Source organism: Leuconostoc suionicum, from assembly GCF_001891125.1.
Classification (GTDB): Bacteria; Bacillota; Bacilli; order Lactobacillales; family Lactobacillaceae; genus Leuconostoc; species Leuconostoc suionicum.
In genome coordinates this window covers 1,932,216-1,955,243 of the sequence record NZ_CP015247.1, presented here as the reverse complement: position 1 = coordinate 1,955,243, position 23,028 = coordinate 1,932,216, and the positions used below count along the sequence as shown (strand labels likewise).

24 protein-coding genes and 2 pseudogenes are annotated in these 23,028 nt (G+C 33.9%); 22 read left to right on the top strand and 4 right to left on the bottom strand.

Features of this window, described 5'->3' with window-relative positions:
• Nucleotides 1-82: 82 nt before the first annotated feature.
• Nucleotides 83-904: a Cof-type HAD-IIB family hydrolase gene (locus tag A6B45_RS09810; protein WP_072614389.1), complete on the bottom strand. Its 822-nt coding sequence runs from the start codon at nucleotides 902-904 to the stop codon at nucleotides 83-85.
• Nucleotides 894-2,405 (bottom strand): BglG family transcription antiterminator, encoded by a 1,512-nt coding sequence (locus A6B45_RS09805; RefSeq protein WP_072614388.1) that lies wholly within the window; start codon nucleotides 2,403-2,405, stop codon nucleotides 894-896. Before A6B45_RS09805 ends, A6B45_RS09810 begins: the two co-directional genes overlap by 11 nt.
• A 221-nt stretch (nucleotides 2,406-2,626) precedes the next feature.
• Here A6B45_RS09805 and ulaG point away from each other — a divergent pair, with 221 nt between their 5' ends.
• From ulaG to A6B45_RS09755, 9 genes are all read left to right on the top strand, one after another.
• Nucleotides 2,627-3,700 carry an L-ascorbate 6-phosphate lactonase gene (gene ulaG / locus A6B45_RS09800; RefSeq protein WP_072614387.1) on the top strand — a complete coding sequence of 358 codons (1,074 nt, stop codon included), beginning with the start codon at nucleotides 2,627-2,629 and terminating at the stop codon, nucleotides 3,698-3,700.
• Nucleotides 3,701-3,712: 12 nt separating this feature from the next.
• Nucleotides 3,713-4,189: a PTS sugar transporter subunit IIA gene (locus A6B45_RS09795; protein WP_072614386.1), complete on the top strand. Its 477-nt coding sequence runs from the start codon at nucleotides 3,713-3,715 to the stop codon at nucleotides 4,187-4,189.
• Between the two features lie 13 nt (nucleotides 4,190-4,202).
• The gene (locus A6B45_RS09790) at nucleotides 4,203-5,714 is read left to right on the top strand and encodes a PTS ascorbate transporter subunit IIC (RefSeq protein WP_072614385.1); all 1,512 of its coding nucleotides are present in this window, start codon (nucleotides 4,203-4,205) and stop codon (nucleotides 5,712-5,714) included.
• Nucleotides 5,715-5,751: 37 nt separating this feature from the next.
• Nucleotides 5,752-6,057 (top strand): PTS sugar transporter subunit IIB, encoded by a 306-nt coding sequence (locus A6B45_RS09785; protein ID WP_072614384.1) that lies wholly within the window; start codon nucleotides 5,752-5,754, stop codon nucleotides 6,055-6,057.
• A 10-nt stretch (nucleotides 6,058-6,067) separates the two neighbouring features.
• The gene (locus tag A6B45_RS09780) at nucleotides 6,068-6,706 is read left to right on the top strand and encodes a 3-keto-L-gulonate-6-phosphate decarboxylase UlaD (protein WP_072614383.1); all 639 of its coding nucleotides are present in this window, start codon (nucleotides 6,068-6,070) and stop codon (nucleotides 6,704-6,706) included.
• Between the two features lie 2 nt (nucleotides 6,707-6,708).
• Nucleotides 6,709-7,572 carry an L-ribulose-5-phosphate 3-epimerase gene (locus A6B45_RS09775; RefSeq protein ID WP_072614382.1) on the top strand — a complete coding sequence of 288 codons (864 nt, stop codon included), beginning with the start codon at nucleotides 6,709-6,711 and terminating at the stop codon, nucleotides 7,570-7,572.
• Between the two features lie 2 nt (nucleotides 7,573-7,574).
• Nucleotides 7,575-8,303, top strand: coding sequence for an L-ribulose-5-phosphate 4-epimerase (locus A6B45_RS09770; RefSeq protein WP_072614381.1), 729 nt, complete (start codon nucleotides 7,575-7,577; stop codon nucleotides 8,301-8,303).
• Between the two features lie 346 nt (nucleotides 8,304-8,649).
• The gene (locus A6B45_RS09765) at nucleotides 8,650-9,018 is read left to right on the top strand and encodes a hypothetical protein (protein ID WP_072614380.1); all 369 of its coding nucleotides are present in this window, start codon (nucleotides 8,650-8,652) and stop codon (nucleotides 9,016-9,018) included.
• A gap of 581 nt (nucleotides 9,019-9,599) precedes the next feature.
• Entirely contained in the window at nucleotides 9,600-10,160 is a 561-nt protein-coding gene (locus tag A6B45_RS09755; RefSeq protein ID WP_072614379.1) for a helix-turn-helix domain-containing protein, read from the top strand.
• A gap of 1,211 nt (nucleotides 10,161-11,371) precedes the next feature.
• Here A6B45_RS09755 and A6B45_RS10710 read toward each other — a convergent pair.
• A pseudogene (locus A6B45_RS10710) lies at nucleotides 11,372-12,238 on the bottom strand (NAD(P)-dependent oxidoreductase); the annotation flags it as partial.
• Nucleotides 12,239-12,322: 84 nt separating this feature from the next.
• Here A6B45_RS10710 and A6B45_RS10705 point away from each other — a divergent pair.
• The 9 genes and pseudogenes from A6B45_RS10705 to A6B45_RS10395 all read left to right on the top strand — a co-directional run bounded on the left by A6B45_RS10705 (nucleotide 12,323) and on the right by A6B45_RS10395 (nucleotide 18,553).
• Nucleotides 12,323-12,460: a topoisomerase C-terminal repeat-containing protein gene (locus tag A6B45_RS10705; RefSeq protein WP_371923063.1), complete on the top strand. Its 138-nt coding sequence runs from the start codon at nucleotides 12,323-12,325 to the stop codon at nucleotides 12,458-12,460.
• Nucleotides 12,461-12,783: 323 nt separating this feature from the next.
• Nucleotides 12,784-14,043 (top strand): pectate lyase family protein, encoded by a 1,260-nt coding sequence (locus A6B45_RS09740; protein ID WP_227005781.1) that lies wholly within the window; start codon nucleotides 12,784-12,786, stop codon nucleotides 14,041-14,043.
• 223 nt (nucleotides 14,044-14,266) lie between these two features.
• Nucleotides 14,267-14,869, top strand: a complete 603-nt coding sequence (locus A6B45_RS09735; protein WP_072614377.1) for a helix-turn-helix domain-containing protein — start codon at nucleotides 14,267-14,269, stop codon at nucleotides 14,867-14,869.
• Between the two features lie 165 nt (nucleotides 14,870-15,034).
• Entirely contained in the window at nucleotides 15,035-15,247 is a 213-nt protein-coding gene (locus A6B45_RS09730) for a helix-turn-helix transcriptional regulator (protein ID WP_072614376.1), read from the top strand.
• Nucleotides 15,240-15,683 carry a hypothetical protein gene (locus tag A6B45_RS09725; protein ID WP_072614375.1) on the top strand — a complete coding sequence of 148 codons (444 nt, stop codon included), beginning with the start codon at nucleotides 15,240-15,242 and terminating at the stop codon, nucleotides 15,681-15,683. The genes A6B45_RS09730 and A6B45_RS09725 overlap by 8 nt, the downstream gene beginning before the upstream one ends.
• Before the next feature lie 920 nt (nucleotides 15,684-16,603).
• A pseudogene (locus A6B45_RS09710) lies at nucleotides 16,604-16,789 on the top strand (site-specific integrase); the annotation flags it as partial.
• 119 nt (nucleotides 16,790-16,908) lie between these two features.
• Nucleotides 16,909-17,358 carry a helix-turn-helix domain-containing protein gene (locus A6B45_RS09705; RefSeq protein ID WP_072614372.1) on the top strand — a complete coding sequence of 150 codons (450 nt, stop codon included), beginning with the start codon at nucleotides 16,909-16,911 and terminating at the stop codon, nucleotides 17,356-17,358.
• A gap of 40 nt (nucleotides 17,359-17,398) precedes the next feature.
• Complete coding sequence (locus tag A6B45_RS09700) at nucleotides 17,399-18,319, top strand: IS30 family transposase (protein WP_012268558.1); 921 nt, start codon at nucleotides 17,399-17,401, stop codon at nucleotides 18,317-18,319.
• 3 nt (nucleotides 18,320-18,322) lie between these two features.
• Nucleotides 18,323-18,553 (top strand): hypothetical protein, encoded by a 231-nt coding sequence (locus tag A6B45_RS10395; RefSeq protein ID WP_157884982.1) that lies wholly within the window; start codon nucleotides 18,323-18,325, stop codon nucleotides 18,551-18,553.
• A gap of 32 nt (nucleotides 18,554-18,585) precedes the next feature.
• On the opposite strand, the gene A6B45_RS09695 is transcribed toward A6B45_RS10395, so the two are convergent.
• Nucleotides 18,586-18,936: a hypothetical protein gene (locus A6B45_RS09695; protein WP_072614371.1), complete on the bottom strand. Its 351-nt coding sequence runs from the start codon at nucleotides 18,934-18,936 to the stop codon at nucleotides 18,586-18,588.
• Between the two features lie 189 nt (nucleotides 18,937-19,125).
• Here A6B45_RS09695 and A6B45_RS09690 point away from each other — a divergent pair, with 189 nt between their 5' ends.
• From A6B45_RS09690 to recQ, 4 genes are all read left to right on the top strand, one after another.
• Nucleotides 19,126-19,344: a hypothetical protein gene (locus tag A6B45_RS09690; RefSeq protein ID WP_072614370.1), complete on the top strand. Its 219-nt coding sequence runs from the start codon at nucleotides 19,126-19,128 to the stop codon at nucleotides 19,342-19,344.
• Nucleotides 19,345-19,534: 190 nt separating this feature from the next.
• Entirely contained in the window at nucleotides 19,535-20,155 is a 621-nt protein-coding gene (locus A6B45_RS09685) for a helix-turn-helix transcriptional regulator (RefSeq protein WP_072614369.1), read from the top strand.
• Nucleotides 20,156-20,541: 386 nt separating this feature from the next.
• The gene (locus tag A6B45_RS09680; protein ID WP_072614368.1) at nucleotides 20,542-21,000 is read left to right on the top strand and encodes a Tellurite resistance protein; all 459 of its coding nucleotides are present in this window, start codon (nucleotides 20,542-20,544) and stop codon (nucleotides 20,998-21,000) included.
• A 46-nt stretch (nucleotides 21,001-21,046) separates the two neighbouring features.
• A complete protein-coding gene (recQ, locus tag A6B45_RS09675) occupies nucleotides 21,047-22,855 on the top strand; it encodes a DNA helicase RecQ (protein WP_072614367.1) in 1,809 nt (602 codons plus the stop codon).
• Nucleotides 22,856-23,028 lie beyond the last annotated feature (173 nt).

The following is a 23,028-nucleotide window of genomic DNA, read 5'->3' as shown; positions in this document are numbered from 1 at the left end:
AACATAGATATTATCCTAGGAAAATAGTATGGTTTTGTCAAGAATTTCGATTGAGTGAGAAAATTGATTTATTTCATAGCTACTACAATGAAAAATAATTTTCCAAAAATTCAGCCACGCCGTCTTCGGCATTGCTCTTAGTAATGTTTGTTGATATTTTTTTAATAGATGGGATGGCATTATCCATAGCTACTGAAACTCTGGCTAAGCTCAACATAGAATAATCATTCGCTTCATCGCCAAAGGCCATTAAACTATCTGGAGTCAATGACAACTGTTTGAGTAGCTTTGATAATGCAGCGCCCTTATTAACCTTATTTGGAACAAACTCTAATAAATTTCTTCTTGATCTGACAAAATTTATATTTTTAGTTAGTATGGGTGTGTGTTGGAGAACGTTTTCTAAATAATTTAACTCTGTATCCGTAGCGCAGACGACAAATTTATTAAACATCAAATCTGGAGTTAATTCAGATAAAAGTTTTTCTGAATAAGGAATAAGCTTCCCTACTAATTCAACATATCCAGATTTTCCAAAATCTTTAATAGAATATACGTTGTTTTGCGTAACAAGGTCAATTGGCAAACGAATATTATGTATTAAGTTAAACACCTCATCAACGTCTGAAAGAGTAAAAACATGATTGATCAGATTTTGATTTGTATATATGTTTTTGATAATTGCTCCGTTAAATAGAATGGCGTAATCATTAACTTGATTCAATTGTAGTTGTGAAAGGAAAGGCTGTACGTTGGGGAATGGACGACTAGTGGTCAGTACTATACTTTTTCCCATAGTGTGTAGACTTTGTAGAACTTTTGTATTCCTTTTGGATAAGGTTTTATCTGGCCGAAGCAGTGTATTATCCATGTCTAGGGCAATCATTTTTATTTTATTTGTCATTTGTGATTTTCTCCATAGGATTGATTTGCGATATAACAGTCTTAAGACGATCGAACTCACTTTCTTTCAATTCACTGTCGATTAGAAATGTTGGTTGTTTAGTACTGATTTCGGTAGATTCAGTAATAATTAAATCAAATTGATTGACATTGTTTGATGAGTTATCAAAGCTATTTAGCGCTTGAATAGTCAGTGCGCATGGGACAGTACTGTGTTTTTCAATGATAGTTTTAAATAAGTTCTGGCTGTATATTGGCAGGGATGTAACCATCAATATGTTCAGTTTGGTCTCTTTTTGCTGAGATAGGCTGAAATTGTAGAATATCATGGCTAGAACACTGATTTGATCTGGAAGCAAACCGTAAGGAAATAAATGGTTATATAAAGCGCTATCAGTTAATTGATTTAGGGATTCTACGACATACTTTTCAAAAAGTGGTTCGTGATATAAATATTCGTAGACAGTAATATTTTGATAACGAACAGCGTACCAAAATGGTTTGAGTTGAGTCTGAATTTCTCGGATCAGTATTTTTCTTTCAGTATTTTTACTGGTGATGTGAGAAATAGTCATAAAAGCATCCACAATGTGTTCACTTAGAATCAGGAGATCCTGAAACGAGTGTGAGCTAAAGTGATCATCCTGCTCCTTGGTAACACTAAGAAGTTGTAGCGTTAAAAACAGTTTCACAGAAGTTGGTATGTGAATCGAAAAATTAGTTTCTGCTACAAGAGCATAATCTTGAATGATGTTATGTTCTCGTCGTTTCGTAAAGGATGTAATATCAGAATCATTGAACAGCATTTCTTCAGTAATAGAATGATGGCTACTATACATTGAAGAAACAACAGAAAAAATAGTGAGTGTCAATGCATTAGAAATAGAAATACTTTTTTCCAAAGAATCTTTGTACATATTTTTCAATTTTTCACTGACTAGCAGAAATTTGGAGTGAGAGGGCTCGCCATCTAGTGAGTGAATAAAGTAGTTAAGCGGGTTTCTGTGACTTTGCAGTAGCATTAGACTATTATATGCATGGACTAATAAATCATAGCGTGGTTCCTTAAACTCAAAACCATTTTTTTTAGAAAATTCAGGTCGAAATTTTTTTCTCTTTTTTAAATCTGCGATATCGCGTAGTACGGTATTTCTGGATACATCAAATAAAGATTGAAATGCAGATAAAGTCCATTTTTTTAAGGGGAGAGCAATACAAATATCCATAATCTGCTGCCGTTCATACGAAGTAAGGTATTCATCGGACGGCGCTTGTGATAATTTATTTTTTAATACAGAAATTTGAGAATCTGAAATTTTTGTGCTTGGAACAAGAAAAGGCTGATTTGATGAACGCAAATCGGAATTCGCGGCCTGAAGTAGATAATAAATTTTACGGCTAGACAAGTTCAAACGATTTGCCATTGTTTGTACATTTGGTAATAGTTCTTGTGTGGCTATATAATTAATAAATTTCGCATAATTCATGTTCGACACTTGCATTTTTAATCGTTCCTCTCTTATATGTGAACAAATAATTTCATCCCTAGTTTATGTTTATTTTACAATGTGGAAGAGAAGGTAAACAGTCTCATTAGAGCGCTCTTTTTGTGGCGGAATGGGACTGCTTTTTTATTTTAGCATGTTTAATAATAGAGTTGTAGTAAATAATGTAAGCGCATACATTTAAAGGTTTAGTTATTTATAGAAAGGGTTTAAATACTATGGTAAAAGCAAAGAATGTTCAAGAAGCAACACGTGCAAACTGGATTGAGAATACATTTCCAGAGTGGGGAACTTGGTTAAACGAAGAAATTGAAGCATCACAAGTACCGGAAAATAATTTCCGAATGTGGTGGCTGGCCAATAATGGTGTTTGGCTTAAAACACACGAAAATACCAACATCTTAGTAGATTTGTGGAACGGTACTGGAAAACAATCGCATGGGTCCGGTTTAATGAAAAAAGGGCACCAGATGATGCGAATGAGTGGTGTTCAAAAAATGCAACCCAATCTACGTTTGCAACCATTTGTTATTGACCCATATGCTATAAAGAACGTAGATGCACTCCTAGTAACACATATCCACTCAGATCACTTAGATATTAATACAGCAGCAGCTGTGCTAAAAAATAGTAGCCCCGAAACAAAGTTTATTGGACCTCAGGCAGTCGTTGATATCTGGGAAAGTTGGGGAGTGCCAACTGATCGTACTGTTGTAGTTCATCCAGGGGATGAGGTCACGGTAAAATCAGTAACGATTAAAGCTTTAGAAGCCTTCGATCGCACAGCTTTATTAACGGTAGAACCAGATGTGAAAATTAAAGGTGCCTTACCACAGGATATGGACGAAATTGCAGTGAACTACTTACTTAAAACATCTGGTGGTAATTTGTATCATGCGGCTGATTCCCATATGTCTAATATGTTTGCTAAGCATGGTAATGAAAATGATATTGATGTTGAAATTATTAATTATGGAGAAAATCCAAGAGGCATTACTGATAAGGTTACATCAATTGATGTACTTCGTTCAGCAGAAGATTTAAAGGCAAAGGTGGTTATTCCGGTTCACTATGATATTTGGTCTAACTTTGATGCTGATCCACAAGAAATCGTAAAACTTTGGCAAATGAAGAAGGACACGCTTAATTATCAGTTCCATCCATTTGTATGGAAGGTTGGCGGTAGTTATACATTCCCACAAGATAAGGATGAAATTCAATACCATTATGACCGAGGATTTTCAGATGTCTTTTCAACGGACAATGATGTGCCATTCCCATCATTCCTCTAAAGGAGTAATAAAATGACGATGCTTAAATATTTTCATGATAATGATTTGGTGCGTATTTATGACGAGACACCGCAAGATTGGCGTGAAGCACTACGTATTGCCAGTGAGAACTTAAAGGAAAAAGGAATTATCACTGACGCTTATATAAATGAAATCATCAAAAACGTCGAGGTCAATGGTGCGTATATTGTAATAGTTCCAGGAGTTGTGATGCCACATGCATTGGCTACTGGACCCGGCGTTTTAGGAACAGGTATTGGTTTTGCTAAATTCAGTGAGATGGTGTCTTTTGAAGCAGGGAATCCAGAAAAACAAGGAAAACTATTTTTCACACTGGCTGCTAAAAATGAAGAACAACACTTGGAAAATATTCAAAATTTGATGACTTTATTAATGACCGATGGCATGATTGAAGCGTTATCTAATATCGAAACACTAGATGATTTTAATCAAGTTATGAATCATTTTGAGAGTATCCCTGCAGAATAATGAGGAGAATAAAATGGATAGCATACTAGCAGGAATATTAAGAATTTGGGAATTCTTTGCCGACAATATCTTAACTCAGCCAGCATATATGATTGGATTCATAGTGTTAATTGGTTACATGTTAGAAAAGAAACCTTGGTATGAAAGTCTGGCTGGGTTTTTAAAAGCCACGATTGGTTATATGATTCTGATAGTGGGATCAAACGGATTAGTGACCAGTTTTCGTCCGATTTTAACAGGTTTGAAAGATCGTTTCCATCTCACAGCGACAGTAATTGATCCGTATTTTGGTCAAAATGCTGTTACGGACGGATTAGAGAAAACATTTGGCCGTTCGTTTGGTGACGTAATGATTCTGTTGTTAATTGCATTTGTTTTCAATATTTTATTGGTTCGTTTTTCAAAGTATACGAAGTTACGTGCAGTATTTACAACAGGAAATGTTCAAGTGCAACAAGCAGCGACAGCATTTTGGATTCTACTCTTTGCCATTCCTAGCTTAGGGCGAATTGAAGTATTGCTGGTGATGGGCGTGTTACTCGGTTTATATTGGGCGGTTGGATCGAATATGACCATCAAAGCAACACAACAACTTACAGATGGTGGAGGATTTGCCGTAGCGCATCAGCAAATGTTTGGAATTGCTTTGGTTGCGTGGATTTCTGACAAAATGAAAAAATCTTCTGATAAAGGCAAAAATAAATCAGCAAAACGTTTAGAAGATATAACGCTCCCTGGATTTTTGAGAATATTCAATGAAAACATGGTAGCAACGGCTATCCTGATGTTCGTGTTCTTTGGAATCATCATGGTTGTGCTAGGAGAAAACTATTTTCATCAATTGTTTATTACTAGTAATGGGACTTCAGGGTTAGCCCAGGGAACTAGTTTCTTCTTCTACATCTTGACTACATCATTGGGATTTGCTGTCAATTTGGCAATTTTACAACTAGGGGTTCGTACCTTCGTTGGCGAATTAACTGAAAGCTTTACAGGAATCAGTGACACAATCTTGCCAAATTCTGTGCCTGGAATTGACGTTGCTGCAACATTTGCTTTTGGAGAACAAAACGCAGTAACCATAGGTTTCTTGTTTGGTGCATTGGGCCAATTCTTAGCTATTGGTGCATTGATGATCTTCCATTCACCAACAATTATTATTGCCGGATTTATCCCCCTCTTCTTCGATAATGCGGTCTTTGGTGTTATTGCCAATAATCGTGCGGGTGCAAAAGCGGCGATGATATTACCCTTCTTTTCAGGCATTATTCAAGTAGTTGGTGCTGCGCTAATTTCAACATGGATTGGTATGTCTAAGTTTGGTGGTTACTTGGGTATGTTTGATTGGGATACGGTTTGGCCAGTGTTTACAGTTATTTTGAAATACTTAGGTTACTTTGGAGTAGTACTAGTAGCGGCAATCTTACTCTTGATTCCTCAACTAGAATATCGTAAAGATCCAAAAAACTATTTCTTAATGGTTGAGGACTACGATGCGTATAAAGAAAATAAGGGAATTGAATAAACAATATTCAAATTGAAAAAGAAAAGGAGAAGTTATTATGAATATTTTAGTATCTTGTGCCAATGGTTCAGGCACTAGCTTAATGATGATGAAGAGTGTTGAAAAGTCAATGAAAAAGTTGGGTATTCCGATCAGTAAAATAAATCATACGAGTATTGCTGAAGGGAAATCGACAGCAACTCAGTATGACGCTGTTTTCACACCATTGAATTTTGTAAGTATGTTTGAAGATGCAGCTAAAAAAGGCGTCACAGTTGTTGGTGTGAAAAATGTTATGAGTGATAAAGAAATCACCCAACGCATCATTGATGAAACAGATTTTGAAGAAAAATATAAGAAATGAGGATATAAAAATGACGAAGCCTAATTTACAAATTGCTTTAGATCAAAATACGTTAGCAGATGCGGCCAGAATTGCTCATTTAGCAGGCCCAATTGTTGATATAGTCGAAGTTGGTACAATTTTAGAGTTACAAGCTGGGCAACAAGCTATCCGAGTTTTACGAGAAATGTTTCCAGATAAAATCATTGCTTCTGATACTAAGTGTGCGGATGCAGGATCTACTGTAGCGCAAAATTCTAAAGACGCGGGTGCAGATTTGATGACAGTCATTGACTCAGCGACAATTGCGACAATGAAATCAGCTAAATCTGTGTTGGACGGCATTCAAGTTGAGCTCTATTCAGCATGGAATTGGGAACGGGCTAAAGAATGGCAAAAAATTGGCATTGAACAAGTTATTTATCACCAAAGTCGAGATGCATTATTAGCAGGAGAGGTGTGGGGTAAAAAAGATTTGGACATTGTAAAACGTTTCGTGGATATGGGGTTCAAAGTATCTGTTACAGGTGGGTTAAATATCGATACGATTAAATTATTCAAAGGTGTTCCAGTATACACATTTATTGCAGGACGTGCAATAACTGGGCAAAAGGATCCTGCTAAGACAGCCCAAGATTTTCAAAATGAGATTAAAAAGTATTGGGCGTAACAATGGCAAAACTTGGCATTAACGAAAAGTCATTACCTGCTCAGATGTCCTGGCGAGATAAGCTTAATTTAGCAAAAAAACATGGGTTTTCTTTTGTAGAAATGTCAATTGATGAGACCGATGAACGTATTGAACGCTTAGATTGGAATAAGGAACAACGATTTCAGTTAGTTCGAGATGTGTATGAAACTGGCATACCCATTGATACAATGATGCTATCGGCGCTTAGAAAATACCCTCTCGGATCTGAGAACCCAGAAATATACGCTCAAGCATATAGCATGTGTAAGAAAGCAATTATTTTGGCTAAAGACCTAGGAATCAGGAATATACAGATTGCTGGGTATGATGAGTATTATGGCTCTAAGACAGTGTTAACACGTGAAAATTTCATTGAAAACTTGCAACGAGTAGTTGACTATGCAGCTGAAAACCAGGTTATGACTTCCATTGAGACAATGGATGACACTTTTATTAATTCGATTGCCAAGGTGAAGAAAATTAAGAAGTCCGTTGTTTCACCTTGGCTTCAGGCATATCCAGATTTAGGCAATATATCAGCTTGGCCTGAAAATAATCCGGGAGAGGATTTGACAGAAGGATTAGACAGTATTATTGCTATACATGTCAAAGATACGCTTTCGGTTACGCAAAGTACACCAGGAAAATTTAAAAATGTACCTTTTGGAACAGGGAATGTTGGATTCTTAGGATTATTTAAGACGTTAAGACGTCTAGATTATCAGGGGACATTTACAATTGAGATGTGGTCTGAGAAAGAGAGCGATTGCATTAATAAAATTGAGAATGCTCACGATTTTATAGTTGACTTACTAACCAAATCTGGAATTTCAATCGAGGTGTAATTATGTTAGAAAAGCTAAAAAATGAAGTTTATAAGGCTAATATGGCGTTGCCTAAATTAGGATTAGTAACATTCACATGGGGAAATGTATCAGGCATTGATCGTGAAAAAGGGCTATTTGTAATAAAGCCCTCTGGCATTGAGTATGACCAATTAAAACCTTCCGATATGGTTGTGGTTAATTTGGATGGGGAAGTTGTAGAAGGTAATCTCAATCCATCTAGTGACACACCTACACACGCCTATCTCTATCAACATTTTTTAAATATAGGTGGTATCACGCATACGCATTCGCCTTGGGGCGTTTCGTTTGCTGCTGCAAAAATGGATATACCAGCTGTCAGTACAACGCACGCCGATACATTTTATGGGGATATTCCTTGTGCACCAGCTCTAAGTGAAGAGGAAATTAAAACGGCCTATGAACTAAATACTGGAAAAGTCATTGTAACAGAGTTTGAGAATCGTGGGCTTGACCCAGACGCGACGCCTGCTGCCTTGGTCAGTCAACATGGCCCATTTACATGGGGTGCGACTCCAGAAAAATCTGTATACAATGCTAAAGTATTGGAAGTATCAGCAGAAATTAGTTACCATGCTTTGCAGTCAACAAGATCAGAAATTCATGTTCCGCAATACTTGTTAGACAAACATTATTATAGGAAGCACGGTGATAATGCCTATTATGGTCAGTCATCAACACAGTCAAAAAATCACATTACGCACGCCTAATATAATAAAAAAGGTCTACGTAAATCAATAAAATGAACCCGCTAACTTGAACAAATTAAATGTTCGTAAAGTTAGCGGGTTCATTTTAGGTTTCGTAAAATAGATTACCTTCCAAAGAAGTAATGATTAATTTTGAAAAAGCATTGACGTACGTTTAACATTAAGGTTGAATAGTATTCATGTTTATACAAAATGAATTATGTGAAAATATTATGAACATAGTGCAGAATACAGCCTTTAGATTGCAAAATTTAGAGGTTTGCAAGGAAGTATGGAAGATAACAAGCATCGCGGTATTGCAAGTGGGTTAAAGTGTAATATTAGCTTATTAATTGAGGGTATATAAATGTTTGAAGATGTTAGACTACAAGGACAAATATTAATGGAAATGGCAACATTTCTAGGGGATTCGTATATAAGACCAGTGTCAATAGCACTTGTTATACAAGACCTTGGCGGTACTGAGGAAACTTTTTCCAAGGTATTAACAAGAACACATATGTTAGTACATAATAATGACATTAGTAAATATACTTTAGCTGATTTTAAGGCATTTTATCAGAAAATAGAGCCAGAAATATTTAAAAATGTTAATGATGTAATTATTATTAAGGTATTAAATGGTTTGGCAATTATGTACATTGATGACTTATACTCAATTGCCAAGTATTTAACACAAACATATCAACTAGAAAATAAATTACCTGGAATTTAATTCAAAAATCCCTATGACCCATTGGGTGCTTTTTATGTATACAAAAGTGATTAATTTTACAAACAGCGTTGACATACGTTTATCATTTGTGTTTAAATAGTATCCATGTTTATAAAAACGTTATCCATGAAAATGGAAGTGGTTGGGTTGCAGTACATTAAAAAACTGATAGAACAGGTAATTCTGTTTATATGACTCAATAAATAGAGGTAAACCATTTTGAAAAATCATTTATTCGAAAATTTTATTGTGATATCTATATTGTCATATATCTTAAAAAAGTTCCCTGATATGTTAGGCACACCGTTTTGGTTTTGGGATATTGTTTACATGGTGGTTGGTTTTGTAATTTTATCGCCTATAGTTAATTTTATTAGTGATAAATATTTCAGAAAAAATGATAAATAAATGCCATTTATTGGTGAGCTCGCATTAACTTGTGGGCTTTTTTTATTCAAGGTTCGGTTTAATTGTACAATCGACCATTTAAATACTGATACATCAATATATGAATTAATTTTCTAGTGACTTTATTGGATAGATAGTAATGAATACGTTCCTTAAAATAAAGGAGAAAATAAATGGATATAAGTAGCATACTAAAAAAGAAGCGAAGAGATCATAAATTAACGCAGGAACAGCTAGCAGAAAAAATTTTTGTTTCTACAAAAATTTTTTCGAATTGGGAAAATAATAAAACCACGCCAGATATAGATAGCTTGATTATCTTAGCTCAATTATTTGATTTATCTTTAGACAATTTATTATTGAAGGGATCAAACATTGTGGAAAACATAAAAAAACAGGCTGATATCAGAAGCACAAAAATTTATCTAAACTTTGCAACTATCACCGACTTAGCCTGTCTATTTATATTAGTAACCCAACCAATTTTTGGTAACCTGTCCTTGCCTGCTCTTATCATTTTAAATTTAGCAATAATAAGTAATTGTGCGATTATTATTTATTTTGGTAATAGATTAATCCGACTAACCAAAAATTTTGAACTAGCTAATATGCCTAGAGAAGTATTTCGTAAAGCTATTCTAACTGGCGTGATTTGGGGAAGTATAATTGGTATTGTAATAGGGATCATTATTTTATTTTTTCTTTATAAATATTTGTATAGTTATAAATTTTAGCTTTACAGAATTTATAATATCTATAGCATACGAACGTTTAGTATTTCTTTGCTATTTAAGTTATTCGTTAACATAGACTGTATTATTAAAATGAAAGTTACTAAGGCTATTTAACTAGATTTAGTGCTTTTTAATTTTAGGTGAATTTTAAAATTCGCAAACAACTTCTACTTTTATACGATCGGGGTCCTCAAAATATAGTGCATTGGTTTGCAAACCTGAAGCGTGTGGATACTTGTCAGAATAAAGTTCTGTGTAATTGGCATTAATTAATGCCAATCTAATCTCATCCAGCTCGTTTTAGCTATCTACAGAGAAAGCTAAATGATTTAGCCCTATGTGAGTACGACTATATATCGGAGTTTTTTTATTAGATTGTACAAAAAAAATGTAGATTCCATCAAAAATGTAGCTAACACCATTGTCCCACTTTTGGTGGACAGTATAGCCTAGATGGTTTACAAGCAATAAGTTTCAAAATAAATTAGTTTTATTCAAATCGCTGACATATATTTCTATATGATGAATTAGACCGTTACTATCTATTTTTGATTATCCAATCTTAATTTTTTATATTTTTAAAAAGAATACTATATTTTTAAGGTTATATCATTCATTTAGTTCTAAAGCGCAGAATATTTATAAGTTATTTGCATCAACAAATCAAATTATCAAACTTAGAACATCTATTTTTAAAATAAACAGAAAAAATTTGCAGAGCATTATTAAGAATCTAACCGACTATACATTAGAACATGACGGCAATGATATATTATATAAAGTTTGGAACTATGTAGAAAAAATTAAATAATAATATAATGCAAAAGAAAAGGAAGCCTTGCGTGAACAAGTCTTCCCACGTCGATCCGTATAAAACGATGTCATTATTGATATAGTTAAAATAACCGCTAGATTGCAGAGCTAAGGCGGTTATTTTTTGTTAATTTTTAATCAACCCAACAACCAATTCTAGTAATGCTATCAAGGCAACTATAAAAGTGTCAAACATGGACATGAGCGTGTCAAAAAGGGTGATTAAAGAGTTAACCCATGAAACTTATATCAATTTGGAAAGTTTAGATGATAAACGACGCATGCTATTTAATATGCCCATTGTCTATTTTCAATTTTCTTTAAAAATATTTACCAACCGAACCAACGTATTAGGCGGTAGGTGGGGGCTAATCAAACGCAAAATACATCTGTGAGAATCATTCTGATGCTTTCATATCTTTTAAATATTGATAAACAACAGTCATATCCAAATTAGAGTCTTCATTACTACTTGTTTTATTATAAATAGTCACGTCCTTATGAACCACTGGTAAGTTCAAATGTGATTGCTGCATGAAACCTTGGATCAAATTCATATCTTTAGTAATATGTTTTAGCATAAACTGAGGATCAAATTTTTCAGAAGCAAATAAAGTCTTTTTATATTCAAAGAATGGAGTACCGATGACCGATTCACTGATTGTATCTAAAATAGCTTGTTTTGATAATCCAAATGCTTCGCCTAATAGAATTGCTTCGCTATATGCTTCGCCAAACATGCCAAGTAAAGCATTAAGAACTAACTTAAGTGCAGTCCCATTCCCTATTGATCCACTGTACTTGTAAGTACCCAAGGCCTGCCACAATGGCTCTAGTCCATTAACAATAGACTCGGTTCCCGCTGTAAGAATTAACAACGATCCTGATTCTGCAGCAAAAACTGATCCCGAAACTGGAGCTTCAACGTACTGACCGTTGTGTTCAGTAATCCAAGTAGAAACTGTTCGACTCTCAGCGGGGGCAATAGTACTCATGTTTATCAAGGTTTTATCTGATATATGACTCAAAAAATCTTCATCAATAATTGATTCGATAGCATAAAAATCAGTAACCATTAAAAAAATGACATCACTGTTAGTTAACAATTCTGGAACGCTTTGGGCCAAAGTTGCTCCCTGTTCAACTAGAGGTTTAGCTTTTGCTGACGTACGATTATATACCATTAGGGAATTATCTTGTAATAAGTGTGTTGCCATAGGAGTCCCCATTTGTCCTAATCCTATCCAACCAATCTTTGCCATAGTATTAAATTTCTCCTTTAATTGATGCTGTTCAAAACTTGCTTATACGTAGATTGTACTTCATAAAACAGTTTTAAGCATAATAATCTGCTTGGTTCTAACATAATATCCCGATTTCTTATAGATGACAAACATGCTCTAAAGGGACTTCAGAGCAAAAAGGGTAAATCATTTGACGCTAAGTTGAAGTTGGATGGTCACAAGATGTATTTTGCGTTTGATTAGCCCCCGCCTATCGCATAATACTGTTGTTCATATGCCTACTTTATTTTTTACCTAAAGTCAAAAAGGCTGTTGTATTTGTTTTTAAACAACATAAAAATATTACATCAGTTGCGTTATTTTTATTGTTAATTTTATTATAATTTTGTTTGTAACAGTATTTCATCCTAAAATTGGCTGAGCTCCCTCGGCATTAATTAATACACTAAATGACGTAAACAATAGAGCATATTTTAGTTTGAATTCAAATAACTTGCCCATTTTGTTATTTATGTCGTCTCTTTCAAATGTTTTTCAGTTGAAAACAAGTAACAGGAGCATGCAGCTTGAAAAAATATGTGATGAGTTTGATAATTATTAGTTTAGTTGGTTTTTCTTTTTTTATGTTACGTGACAAACAGGTTAACGCTACTACTCATGAAGTCAAAGATAAACAGGTTGCATCATATCAAAACAAAAGGATTTTTGCTGCAATTTATGAGTTTAAGGACAAAGATATAGATTACGTTAAAGAGTATTTCTCTAATAAGAATAAAGAAACGAAAGTTTTAGCTGTATCTAATTGGGCTGATTTAATGAACGCATTAGGAAATCAAAATAATCAAACAGCTAAAATTATTTATATTTCTGGAACAATAGATATGAACATAGGAAGTAACGGGAAAACTTTAACTGCTGCAGATTATGCAAATGGTGCGGGTTATAACTTTGCTACATATTTAAATACCTACAATCCGACTAAGTATGGTAAAAAAATGCCTACGAGAACTCAAGAAATAGCGCGTGATAAGGCCCCAAAAAACCAAGCTAAACAAATCCAATATAAGGTGCCTTCTAACACAACAATAATTGGTACCAATAATGCTAAAATTACCGGTGGGAATATGATTATTAACGGTAGCAATGTTATTGTACGAAACATTACCTTTGAAAATGCCTATGATTATTTCCCACAATGGGATCCTACAGACGGAGCTAGTGGTAATTGGAATTCTCAATACGATAATTTAACAGTTAATGGTGGGTCAAACGTTTGGTTGAACCATAATCAATTCTCTGATGGTAGCCCAACTGATAATAAAAATGGTTCATATTATGGTCGTGAGTACCAACACCATGATGGATTAGTAGATATTGTAAATGGTGCTAATAACGTGACTTTATCTTATAACCAGTTACAAAACCATGATAAATCAATGAACATAGGTAATAGTGACTCTAAAACCAGTGATTTGGGTAAACTACAAGTAACGATGCATCACAAGCATTTTGACAATCTCATTCAACGGCAGCCACGTGTTCGTTTCGGAAAAGTTCATATTTACAATAATTATTATTCTGCCACTAATTCATCTATTTACAAATTTATGTACGCTTTTGGACTTGGTAAACAATCACAAATTTATGCTCAAAATAATACCTTCGATGTGCCTACAGCCTCTATTAATGATATAGTAAAAGTATTTGGTGGAACGAATTTTACTGACAATGGTAATCTACTAAATGGAAAACAAGTAGACGGCATATCAAAGCTAACTAAATTGAATCCAATTACATTTTCTCCGAACCACAAAGCTTCATTATAGGGTTCAACAACAGCTAAAAATGATGTTAATAATAACGCTGGTCCAATACTTAGATAATAAAATTTAAAAATTTGACTAGGTGAATCTGATTTAATCTGTCATTTATTGTTATAGATGCTAACTATGCCTTGTTTAGTCGTGAAATAATACAAGCAATAAATCATTGCTTGTATTATTTTTATTTTATGTTCAAACTATATTTACAAACTCAGGAGGACTCATTATGAAATTTGGTGAGCGCTTAAAAAATGCACGATTAGATATGAATTTAACTCAAGAAAATGTTGCGAATGAACTTTTTATCACTAGGCAAACGATTTCTAGTTGGGAAAATGAAAAAACTTACCCAGATATTTCGAGCTTAATTAAACTAAGTAATTACTATCATATTTCTTTGGATGTTTTACTCAAAGAGGATACAGGTATGCGAGAAGACTTAGAAAAGAAATATGTGTCAGTAAATATGAAAAAAATATATTGGAAGTTGAACTTAGCTTTTTTTGTTTTGCTAATGTTATTCATCGCTAATATATTAGAAATAGTTCGTTTAGGTGTATTTTACATACCAATATTGTTTGTTTTTATTTTTATTGGAATGTCTATAGATAATCTTGCTGAATTTGATACAGCAAGCTCTTTAGGATTAAAATACACATGGGAAAAGTACTTTTCAGGTGATAAAGGCTTCAAATACACATTGATAATTCCTATTGCTATGTTTTTATTTGGGTTATTATGTTTATATTTACATAAAGGAAATCCGTGGGGCTCTTTTATTTTTGCCGTCCTTTTAATTTGGATACATTATGACAGTAACAAAAAATAATTTTTAACAATAAAATCTAGGCACGTTTAATAATGTAATCTGATCAAGAGTTTACAGGCAACTTATTTGTTTTAATGAGACAAAATAAAATTAAATGTTGACAATGAATGTAAAAGATGTTTTACTATAATTGTAAAACATCTTTTACATTTATAGAGGACTGAGATGAAAAATTATATTAAGGATTTGAGATTAACCAATAAAATATCTCAGGCAGAGTTAGCAAATTTAACGGGTGTGACACGTCAAACCATTAATGCCATTGAAAATAATAAGTATGATCCGTCGCTCCAGCTTGCTTTTAACTTAGCCCATATTTTACATACGTCTGTCGATGAGTTATTTGTTGATAATATGGAGGAACAACATTATGAGTGATAGTAAAAAGATAGTTCATTTTACTTTCTGGATGAACAAAATATGGCAAATAGGTTTTGTTTTGTCTTCTATTTCTATGATTAATAATATGCATCAATTAGCTACAGTAACAATATTAGTGTCGGTTATAGCATCAATATATGAGATGTATCACGTCTCTAAAAAATACCATGTCAAGGTAGTAAACCAAAAAGATGAACTATATTTTGCCAAAGATGAACGGGATCGTGACATTGCACTCAAAGTACATAGTGCACTCATTAGTACTTTTACTTTGTTGATCATATCATTGTGGCTAATATTAAGCATATTATGGGGTATGAATAGTTTGTCAATGACAGTTACGTTTTATGTTTTAAATGGCTGGGTTGCTTGCGCATTTATTATTCCGGACATTCAATACTATGTGTTATGGAATAAATATGATCAGCAATAGTGTGGGTGCGACAATATTTATGTTGACATGCTCAGTCAAGTCATGAGTTGAAAAAGAATTTATCAACTTATTTGATTCCGAATTTTTGATATATGGGTCATTTTAATATGTTGCGTATTGCAAAAACATGCGCATTTTATATTCCTTAATATAAAAAGCAAAAACAGATACCAAGTAAGAAATTAGGTATCTGTTTTTTACTGCTATATAGGCAATGTAACTAATTTGGTCCTACTTTGTAGATTAAGAAACTTATAAAATAATGAACTAGGAGGATAAACTTTATGCTAGATATTGCTACTAGGCTAAAAGATATTAGAAAAGATTATAATCTATCACAAGAGGAATTAGCCAGAAGACTGTTTGTTACCAGATAAACTATTTCATGTTGGGAGAATGGGGTAAGAGTACCAACTTTGAATGCATTAGAGGATATTTCAAATATATATGGAGTCGACATTCATGAGTTATTGGGGAAGAGCATTGTAGTTATGAAAATAAAATTAAATTGGTTTGCCATATTAGGACTGGTTGTTTTTAACGGTATATTATTAGGCACTGCAGGAACATTAATAGCGTTGGTTATGTTTTTTTGTATTTTATTGGATCAATGAGTATAGTGTCAACAATCGTTGTGATTTATAATGGGTTGTTTCAGTCAACAGTAGTTGATCAATCAATTTATCATCCATGGTTGTTAGTATTAGTTCCAGTCATTGGTGCTTTAGTATTATGTATTGCCACACGTTTGACAAAAATAATTTGGAGATATGTCTATCAATATATTAGGTACAATGTTGCAAAAGTATATTTAGGGTTCAATAATTTTTTAACGTGTATAAAATAGTTGGTGCTATTACCTTATAATTAAAACAACGCCTATATGGCTTGATTCTAACGCTTAAAAAAGAGGTTACTAGGTTATGGCTAATGTTGGTGACCTTTTAAGAATTAACTATTTAGGCACCCGTACTATGCGTAAAACGGGTACTTATCGTGTCTATATGCAATCGAATTACAACATTGGTTTAGTAATGCACTTATTAAATCACTCTAGTGAAGCAATGGCCCAAACTGATTTAGTTTTGGATCAAGCAAGTCGTTAAATGATGTTAGACCAGATCAATTTTGGATAAAAAGCTTTATATCAACTACGCAAGAGAAAATTGCTTGTTATTTTTATTGTTTTTTAGGATAGTAAAGACATCAAGAAAGGAAGTAAAAAATGAAATTTGGTGATCGGTTGAAAAAATCTCGTTTGGAGAAAGGCTTAACTCAAGAGCAAGTTGCGCAAAATCTTTATGTGACGCGTCAAACTATATCTGGTTGGGAAAATGAAATTTCTTATCCAGATATTATAAATTTGATTAAGTTGAGTGATTATTATCAAGTTTCGTTAGATACGCTTCTTAAGGAGGATAGAGGTATGCGTGAATATATGGAAAAAAAGGAGGTTACAAAAAGTTTAAGGCCAGTATATAATATGCTGATGTTTACTGACTTATTATTAATAGTGTTGCTTATTAGTAATATTATGGACTTTATCAAACTGGGAATTTTATTTATTCCTACGTTATTTCTAGTATTATTTACGGTCTATGCTTTAAATCGATTAAAATGGCAGATTGTAAAATTAAACCGAACACCTTGCATAAAAAAACTGCAGAGACTTTAATGGTAATTGACTAAAATCAACCATAAAGGATCTGCAGCTTATGTCTTCTAGTTTATCAGCTCACGAACGTTCTGTCATTGAAACAATGATCAAACTTAATCATTCAACTCGAGAAATAGCCCGTTTCTTAAAGCGTTCTCCTGCAACTATTACCTACGAGTTAAATCGAATTAAACCATACAATGCACAACAGGCTCATCATTTAGCCCAGTGTAATCGGCACAAACACGGTCGCCATCCGACCCTAACACCTGAAATATCAGCTTTTTTGAACCATCACATTGGTATCTTGAAGTGGTCACCAGAAACGGCTGCTCATGTATTGGGTATTGCTTTCAAGACCATCTACAACTGGATTCATCATGGTTTGCTTAAAATTAAGTTATCAGATTTACCTGATAAAGGTATTCGACGTAAACGTCAATCTGACGGCCGTAGACGTGTTTTTGCTCATGGCCGTTCAATTGAAAAACGACCAAAAGCTGTCCAATTAAGACAAGAATTTGGTCATTTTGAAGTTGATACGATGCAATCTGGTAAAACACGTGGCGATGTTTTAGTGACCATCACAGAACGATTGAGTCGACAACATATCATGAGACATGTCAGTGGGCGCAATAGTCAGGCAGTGACACCAGCTATTATTAGGTTTTTCAAGGGTATAAAAAATGCTAAATCAATTACAGTTGATCACGGTCGAGAGTTTGCAAAATATGATGAAATAGAAGAACAGCTAGGCATACCGATGTATTTTGCACACCCATATTCACCAGAAGAACGTGGTAGTAATGAAGTGCTAAATCGATATGTCCGTCGTTTTATCCCAAAAGAACGCAAAATTGAAACCATCAGTCAGAAAGAATTAGATCAAATTAATCATTGGATTAATGCCAGGCCAATGAAAACGCTCAACTGGCAATCACCACGAAAAGTCTTTCAGAAACATGCGGTGTTCGGATGATTCTTGCAATCTGCCAAATCTTTTGATTCTTCAAGTTCGCTTGGTCTAACGTATGAATGGCAGAAATATCTATCAGGATATAAGGGATTAAAATATGCACTTGTATTACCAACTTTTATTATATTGTCAGGATTAATTATATCCGTACTAAAGGGTATGCTAGTGGGCGGGTCAATATTTCTGGCCGGTTTAATTATTTTAATTCCTATTGTGACTAAAAAAAGATGGCATTAATTCGGTATGGCTAGTCTCTTTGTTTTTAGTATTTAAATAGTATTGTTATTAATCAAGTCAACGACATCTTCGGGATTATTGACTCCTAAAATTAACCGAGTATACTTTTCATTTTTTAACTGAATTACTACTGGTTTATTTTCTCTCTTAATATTAAAAAAACTCTCTTCGCCATCCTTTTTAAAACTACCAGTCCAATATTCTGGAAGAAAGGTTTCTGGTGCGCGTAGACCTTTGCTGTCATTTAAAATGCCTGTATCAATTGAAGCTCCAACTACGTTTTGTATTGGAACTTCAATCTTATTTTTCAATGCAGCTAGTTTGTTAATTCCTTGTGGTACCACTAGTAATTGATGATTTTTTATTGTTACTTTGTTTAACATTTTAGCTACCTCAATCTATTAATTCGCTGTGCTTCAATAATTCTAAGCCTATCTGTTTTTTGCTATTTGTTCTTTTTGATGTTCTGCATGCCATGTTTGGACAATATTATATAAATGATTAATAAGGGGAAATAACTTATTGCTTTTGTTGTTTTAGTCTTCTATACTGTGTACTCGAGGGGACTTTTTATGAACAAACAAGAAAATAAGAGTTATATAAAAGGATTTCAAGAGGCAATTGTTGAGAGCTATATCTATGATAATAAAAAAAGACATTTTCTTCGTCGTTATTTTTATGGATTAGGTAAGAAAGTTCAAGATTTTTTTCGAACTTATAATAAAAAGAATCCAGATTATGTTGCTGGTTATCATGATGGTTCAAAAAGTGAATGGGGAAAGAATCGGTAGATTATCATAATCAGCATTATAAAAAGCAAATACCAAGTAAACCATATTAGGTATTTGCTTTTTTGTATAATTTACGTAAAGTCATCAAAATCAATATATCTCGAATGACGAGACACTAATTTTAGTTAAAGTGCTTGCTAAACGTCCATTATTTCATTCATACTAGTAAAAATAAGTTCAGAGGTATGTCATGTTATTTTCGAGTAGTTTAAAACAATTGCGGTTGTCTCATAATCTGTCACAAACACAATTAGCTAAAAAATTAAATGTTTCACCTAAAACCATTTCAAATTGGGAAAATGAAAGAAATTTACCAGATATTGAATTAGTTATCAAAATAGCTAAAATATTAGATGTAACAATAGATGAGCTAATTATCGGAAATAATCAGTTAGAAGCTAAACTTATCAAAGACAGTCATAGTAGTTTTCGTGATACTGTGATGGCTATAGTAGTGACGCTATATTCCTCATTGACTGGTATGTTAGCATTAGTTTGGATTTTAAATATACAATCATTTCCTCGTAATATTGTTTTTTTGATATGGTTGTTTCTTGGCTTCATTTTTTGTTGTATGATAAAGCCTAGTAAGAATCAAAAAGAAAATCCTTTTGATTCTATATCACCAATAATTAGATATACCTTTGTAATACTATTTATAGTTTTAGGTCTGGCAATAACAATAGGATCTTTTTGGTTGATAGCCAGTTATCCGAAAAATATTACTTGTTACGTAACGATGCTAGTTGGTATTGTAATAATTATCATGACTAAACCCATTTGGCCAAAAAGTGTTAAACATTTTAAATAAACTTAACCATACTTTATTTCTATACTTAATATTCAAACTATGTTTAAATACTAAGAATGCACGAGTTAAATATGCACTTAACGCAGGAAGATGTCGCAAATGAACTTTTAATTACTAGATAAACGAGTTTTAGTGGACAAACAAAGGGTATCGAAAATAACATAAAACGTTCGTGTTTGCGCTCTTTACATAAGAATTCTGACCTTGTTTGGCCTCTAACTGTCTCTATTTGTCACTAGTAGTCAACGATACCAAACTGCTACAATAAAAAGCCCCTATGCAATTAAAAGTGGTCTTTTTATTTTGTTGCGGAATCATTTAACGATTCCGATAAATGATATAATAATTTAAGATGATCATAATGTTAAAACAATTCTTGGGGATATATGTTAATTCGGGATATGGTACGAACTAAGCCAATTAGTTGGTTATTATTCATATTTGGTTCGGATATTATGATGACGTATGGTTTGTTGTTATATCATGGATTAACACGTTTTAATCCTATGCGAGATTATATAACAATATTGAAGTTTGTTTCTATTGATTTGGTTAGTTTTGTATTTATCATGCTTTTTTTTGATTGGTTACATGTTAAGTTTTTTCAGGATGGATCGGAAAACTTGTTGGACAAAGTATTGCGAATTGGTGGCAACACGATGGCTGCGTACTTTGGCTGGTTTGCAATAGGTTTTGTTCTATTACAATTATTTAGCAATTTTCAAGCAAAGCAATTTTGGTTGCTAACGTTTGTGTCAGCTATCTTGGCAATTATGAACTGGTTGCTGAGACGTGTAACGCCAGTAAAGTTTCAATTAAATCCAATGGGAGCAGATGACAACTAATGGTCGTCTGCTTTTTAGTTAGAGGGCACATGCTATAATAGAAAATATGCAAACTGTGAATCCACAAACAATTTTAAAAGAAAAATTTGGGTACGATAACTTTCGAGCTGGTCAGCTAGATGTCATTAATAAAGTACTCGCACATAAACATGCTTTAGCGATTATGCCAACTGGTGGTGGAAAATCAATCACCTATCAGCTGCCAGCAATGATGTTTGAAGGCATTACTTTGGTCATTTCTCCATTAATTTCGTTAATGAAAGACCAGGTTGATGGGCTGAACACCATGGGTATTCCTGCAACGTTCTTGAATTCAACAGTTGACGGGCAAGAACAAGCACAGCGCATGTCGGACCTAAGACATGGCCTTTACAAAATGTTGTATGTTGCGCCAGAGCGACTGGAAATTCCTAGCTTTTTTAGTTTTGTTCAAAGTCTCAATATTGAGTTAATTGCTGTTGACGAAGCCCACGTTTTATCACAATGGGGACATGACTTTCGTCCGAGTTATCTGAATATTCTACCCTTGTTGGAACAAATTTCTGGGCATCCAGCAGTTCTTGGTTTGACAGCCACTGCAACAGAGCGCGTTCGTGAAAATCTACAACAATTGTTACAAGTAGACAATGATGATACGGTCTTGACCGGATTTGCGCGAGATAATCTGGCTTTGAATATTGTACATAATCAGGACAAACGAAAGTATGTGGTTGAATATTTACAAAAAAACCGTGAACAAACTGGTATTATTTACGCAGCAACGCGTAAGCAAGTTGATGAACTGACCACTTATTTGAATAAAATAGGCATTAATGCAGGTCGTTACCATGCTGGATTATCTGAAAAAGCACGTCAAAGACAGCAAGAAGCGTTTTTATATGATGAAAATCCAGTTATTGTGGCTACAAACGCTTTTGGGATGGGGATTAATAAACCAAATGTGCGCTATGTAATCCATTACTCTGTCCCTGGAAATATCGAGGCATATTATCAGGAAATTGGGCGTGCGGGTCGTGATGGGTTACCCGCCGAAGCTATATTATTATATGCACCACAGGATATGCATCTGCAAGAATTCTTTGTGCAAAAGTCAGAAGGTTCAGAAGAACACAAGCAAAATGAATATGATAAAATTCGAGAAATGAATGCTTTTGCTAATACGCAAACTTGCTTAGCACGCTATTTATTGCAATATTTCGGTGAAACTGTGACAGAAGATTGTGGTCATTGTTCGAATTGTTTGGATACGCGCGAATGGGTTGATGTTACGGTAGATGCGCAAAAAGTATTGGCTAATGTGATGCGTATGAATCAACGCTTTGGTAAAACGATGGTCGCTAAGGTTTTAAAAGGATCAAGTGATGCTAGTGTGCGTAAGTATGAGTTCTTACATGATTTACCAACGTTTGGTTTGATGAAAGAGCGAACTCTGAAAGAATTGACACGATTTATTGACTACTTAACAGCTGAAGGATATTTACGTTTCGAGGGCGCTGAGTTTCCCGTGTTAAAAGTAACATCATTAGGTGCCGAAGTATTAAAAGGTGAAATTAAAATTAAAAAACGTCTTGAGAAGGTACGTATTGTTAGTCAGAAAGTGACTACTGATGATTTGAAACTTTCCGACGAAGATAATCGTTTGTTTGCAAAGTTAAAGGAAAAGCGTTTAGAACTAGCTCGGGCCGCTGGCTTGCCACCTTTCTTAATATTCTCAGACAAAACTTTGATGAGCATGGCACAGGCGCGTCCGCAAACTGATACAGAGTTCTTAGCAATCTCCGGTGTGGGCGAAAAGAAGTTTGAAATTTATCATAATGATTTTGCAAAGGTTATTAATGACTTTATTGTAGTTTAATCATAAACATATTGACAAATATTCATAATTGTCTTAAGGTATCATTAGTATATTAAAATCGTTGAAGCGAAGAGTAGATAACGAGCGGAAATTCAAGCGAGTCAGGATAGTGGAAGCTGGCATGAAGCAGTTTATTGAAGATGAACGTGGATGATGTCGTGAGATTTAATAAG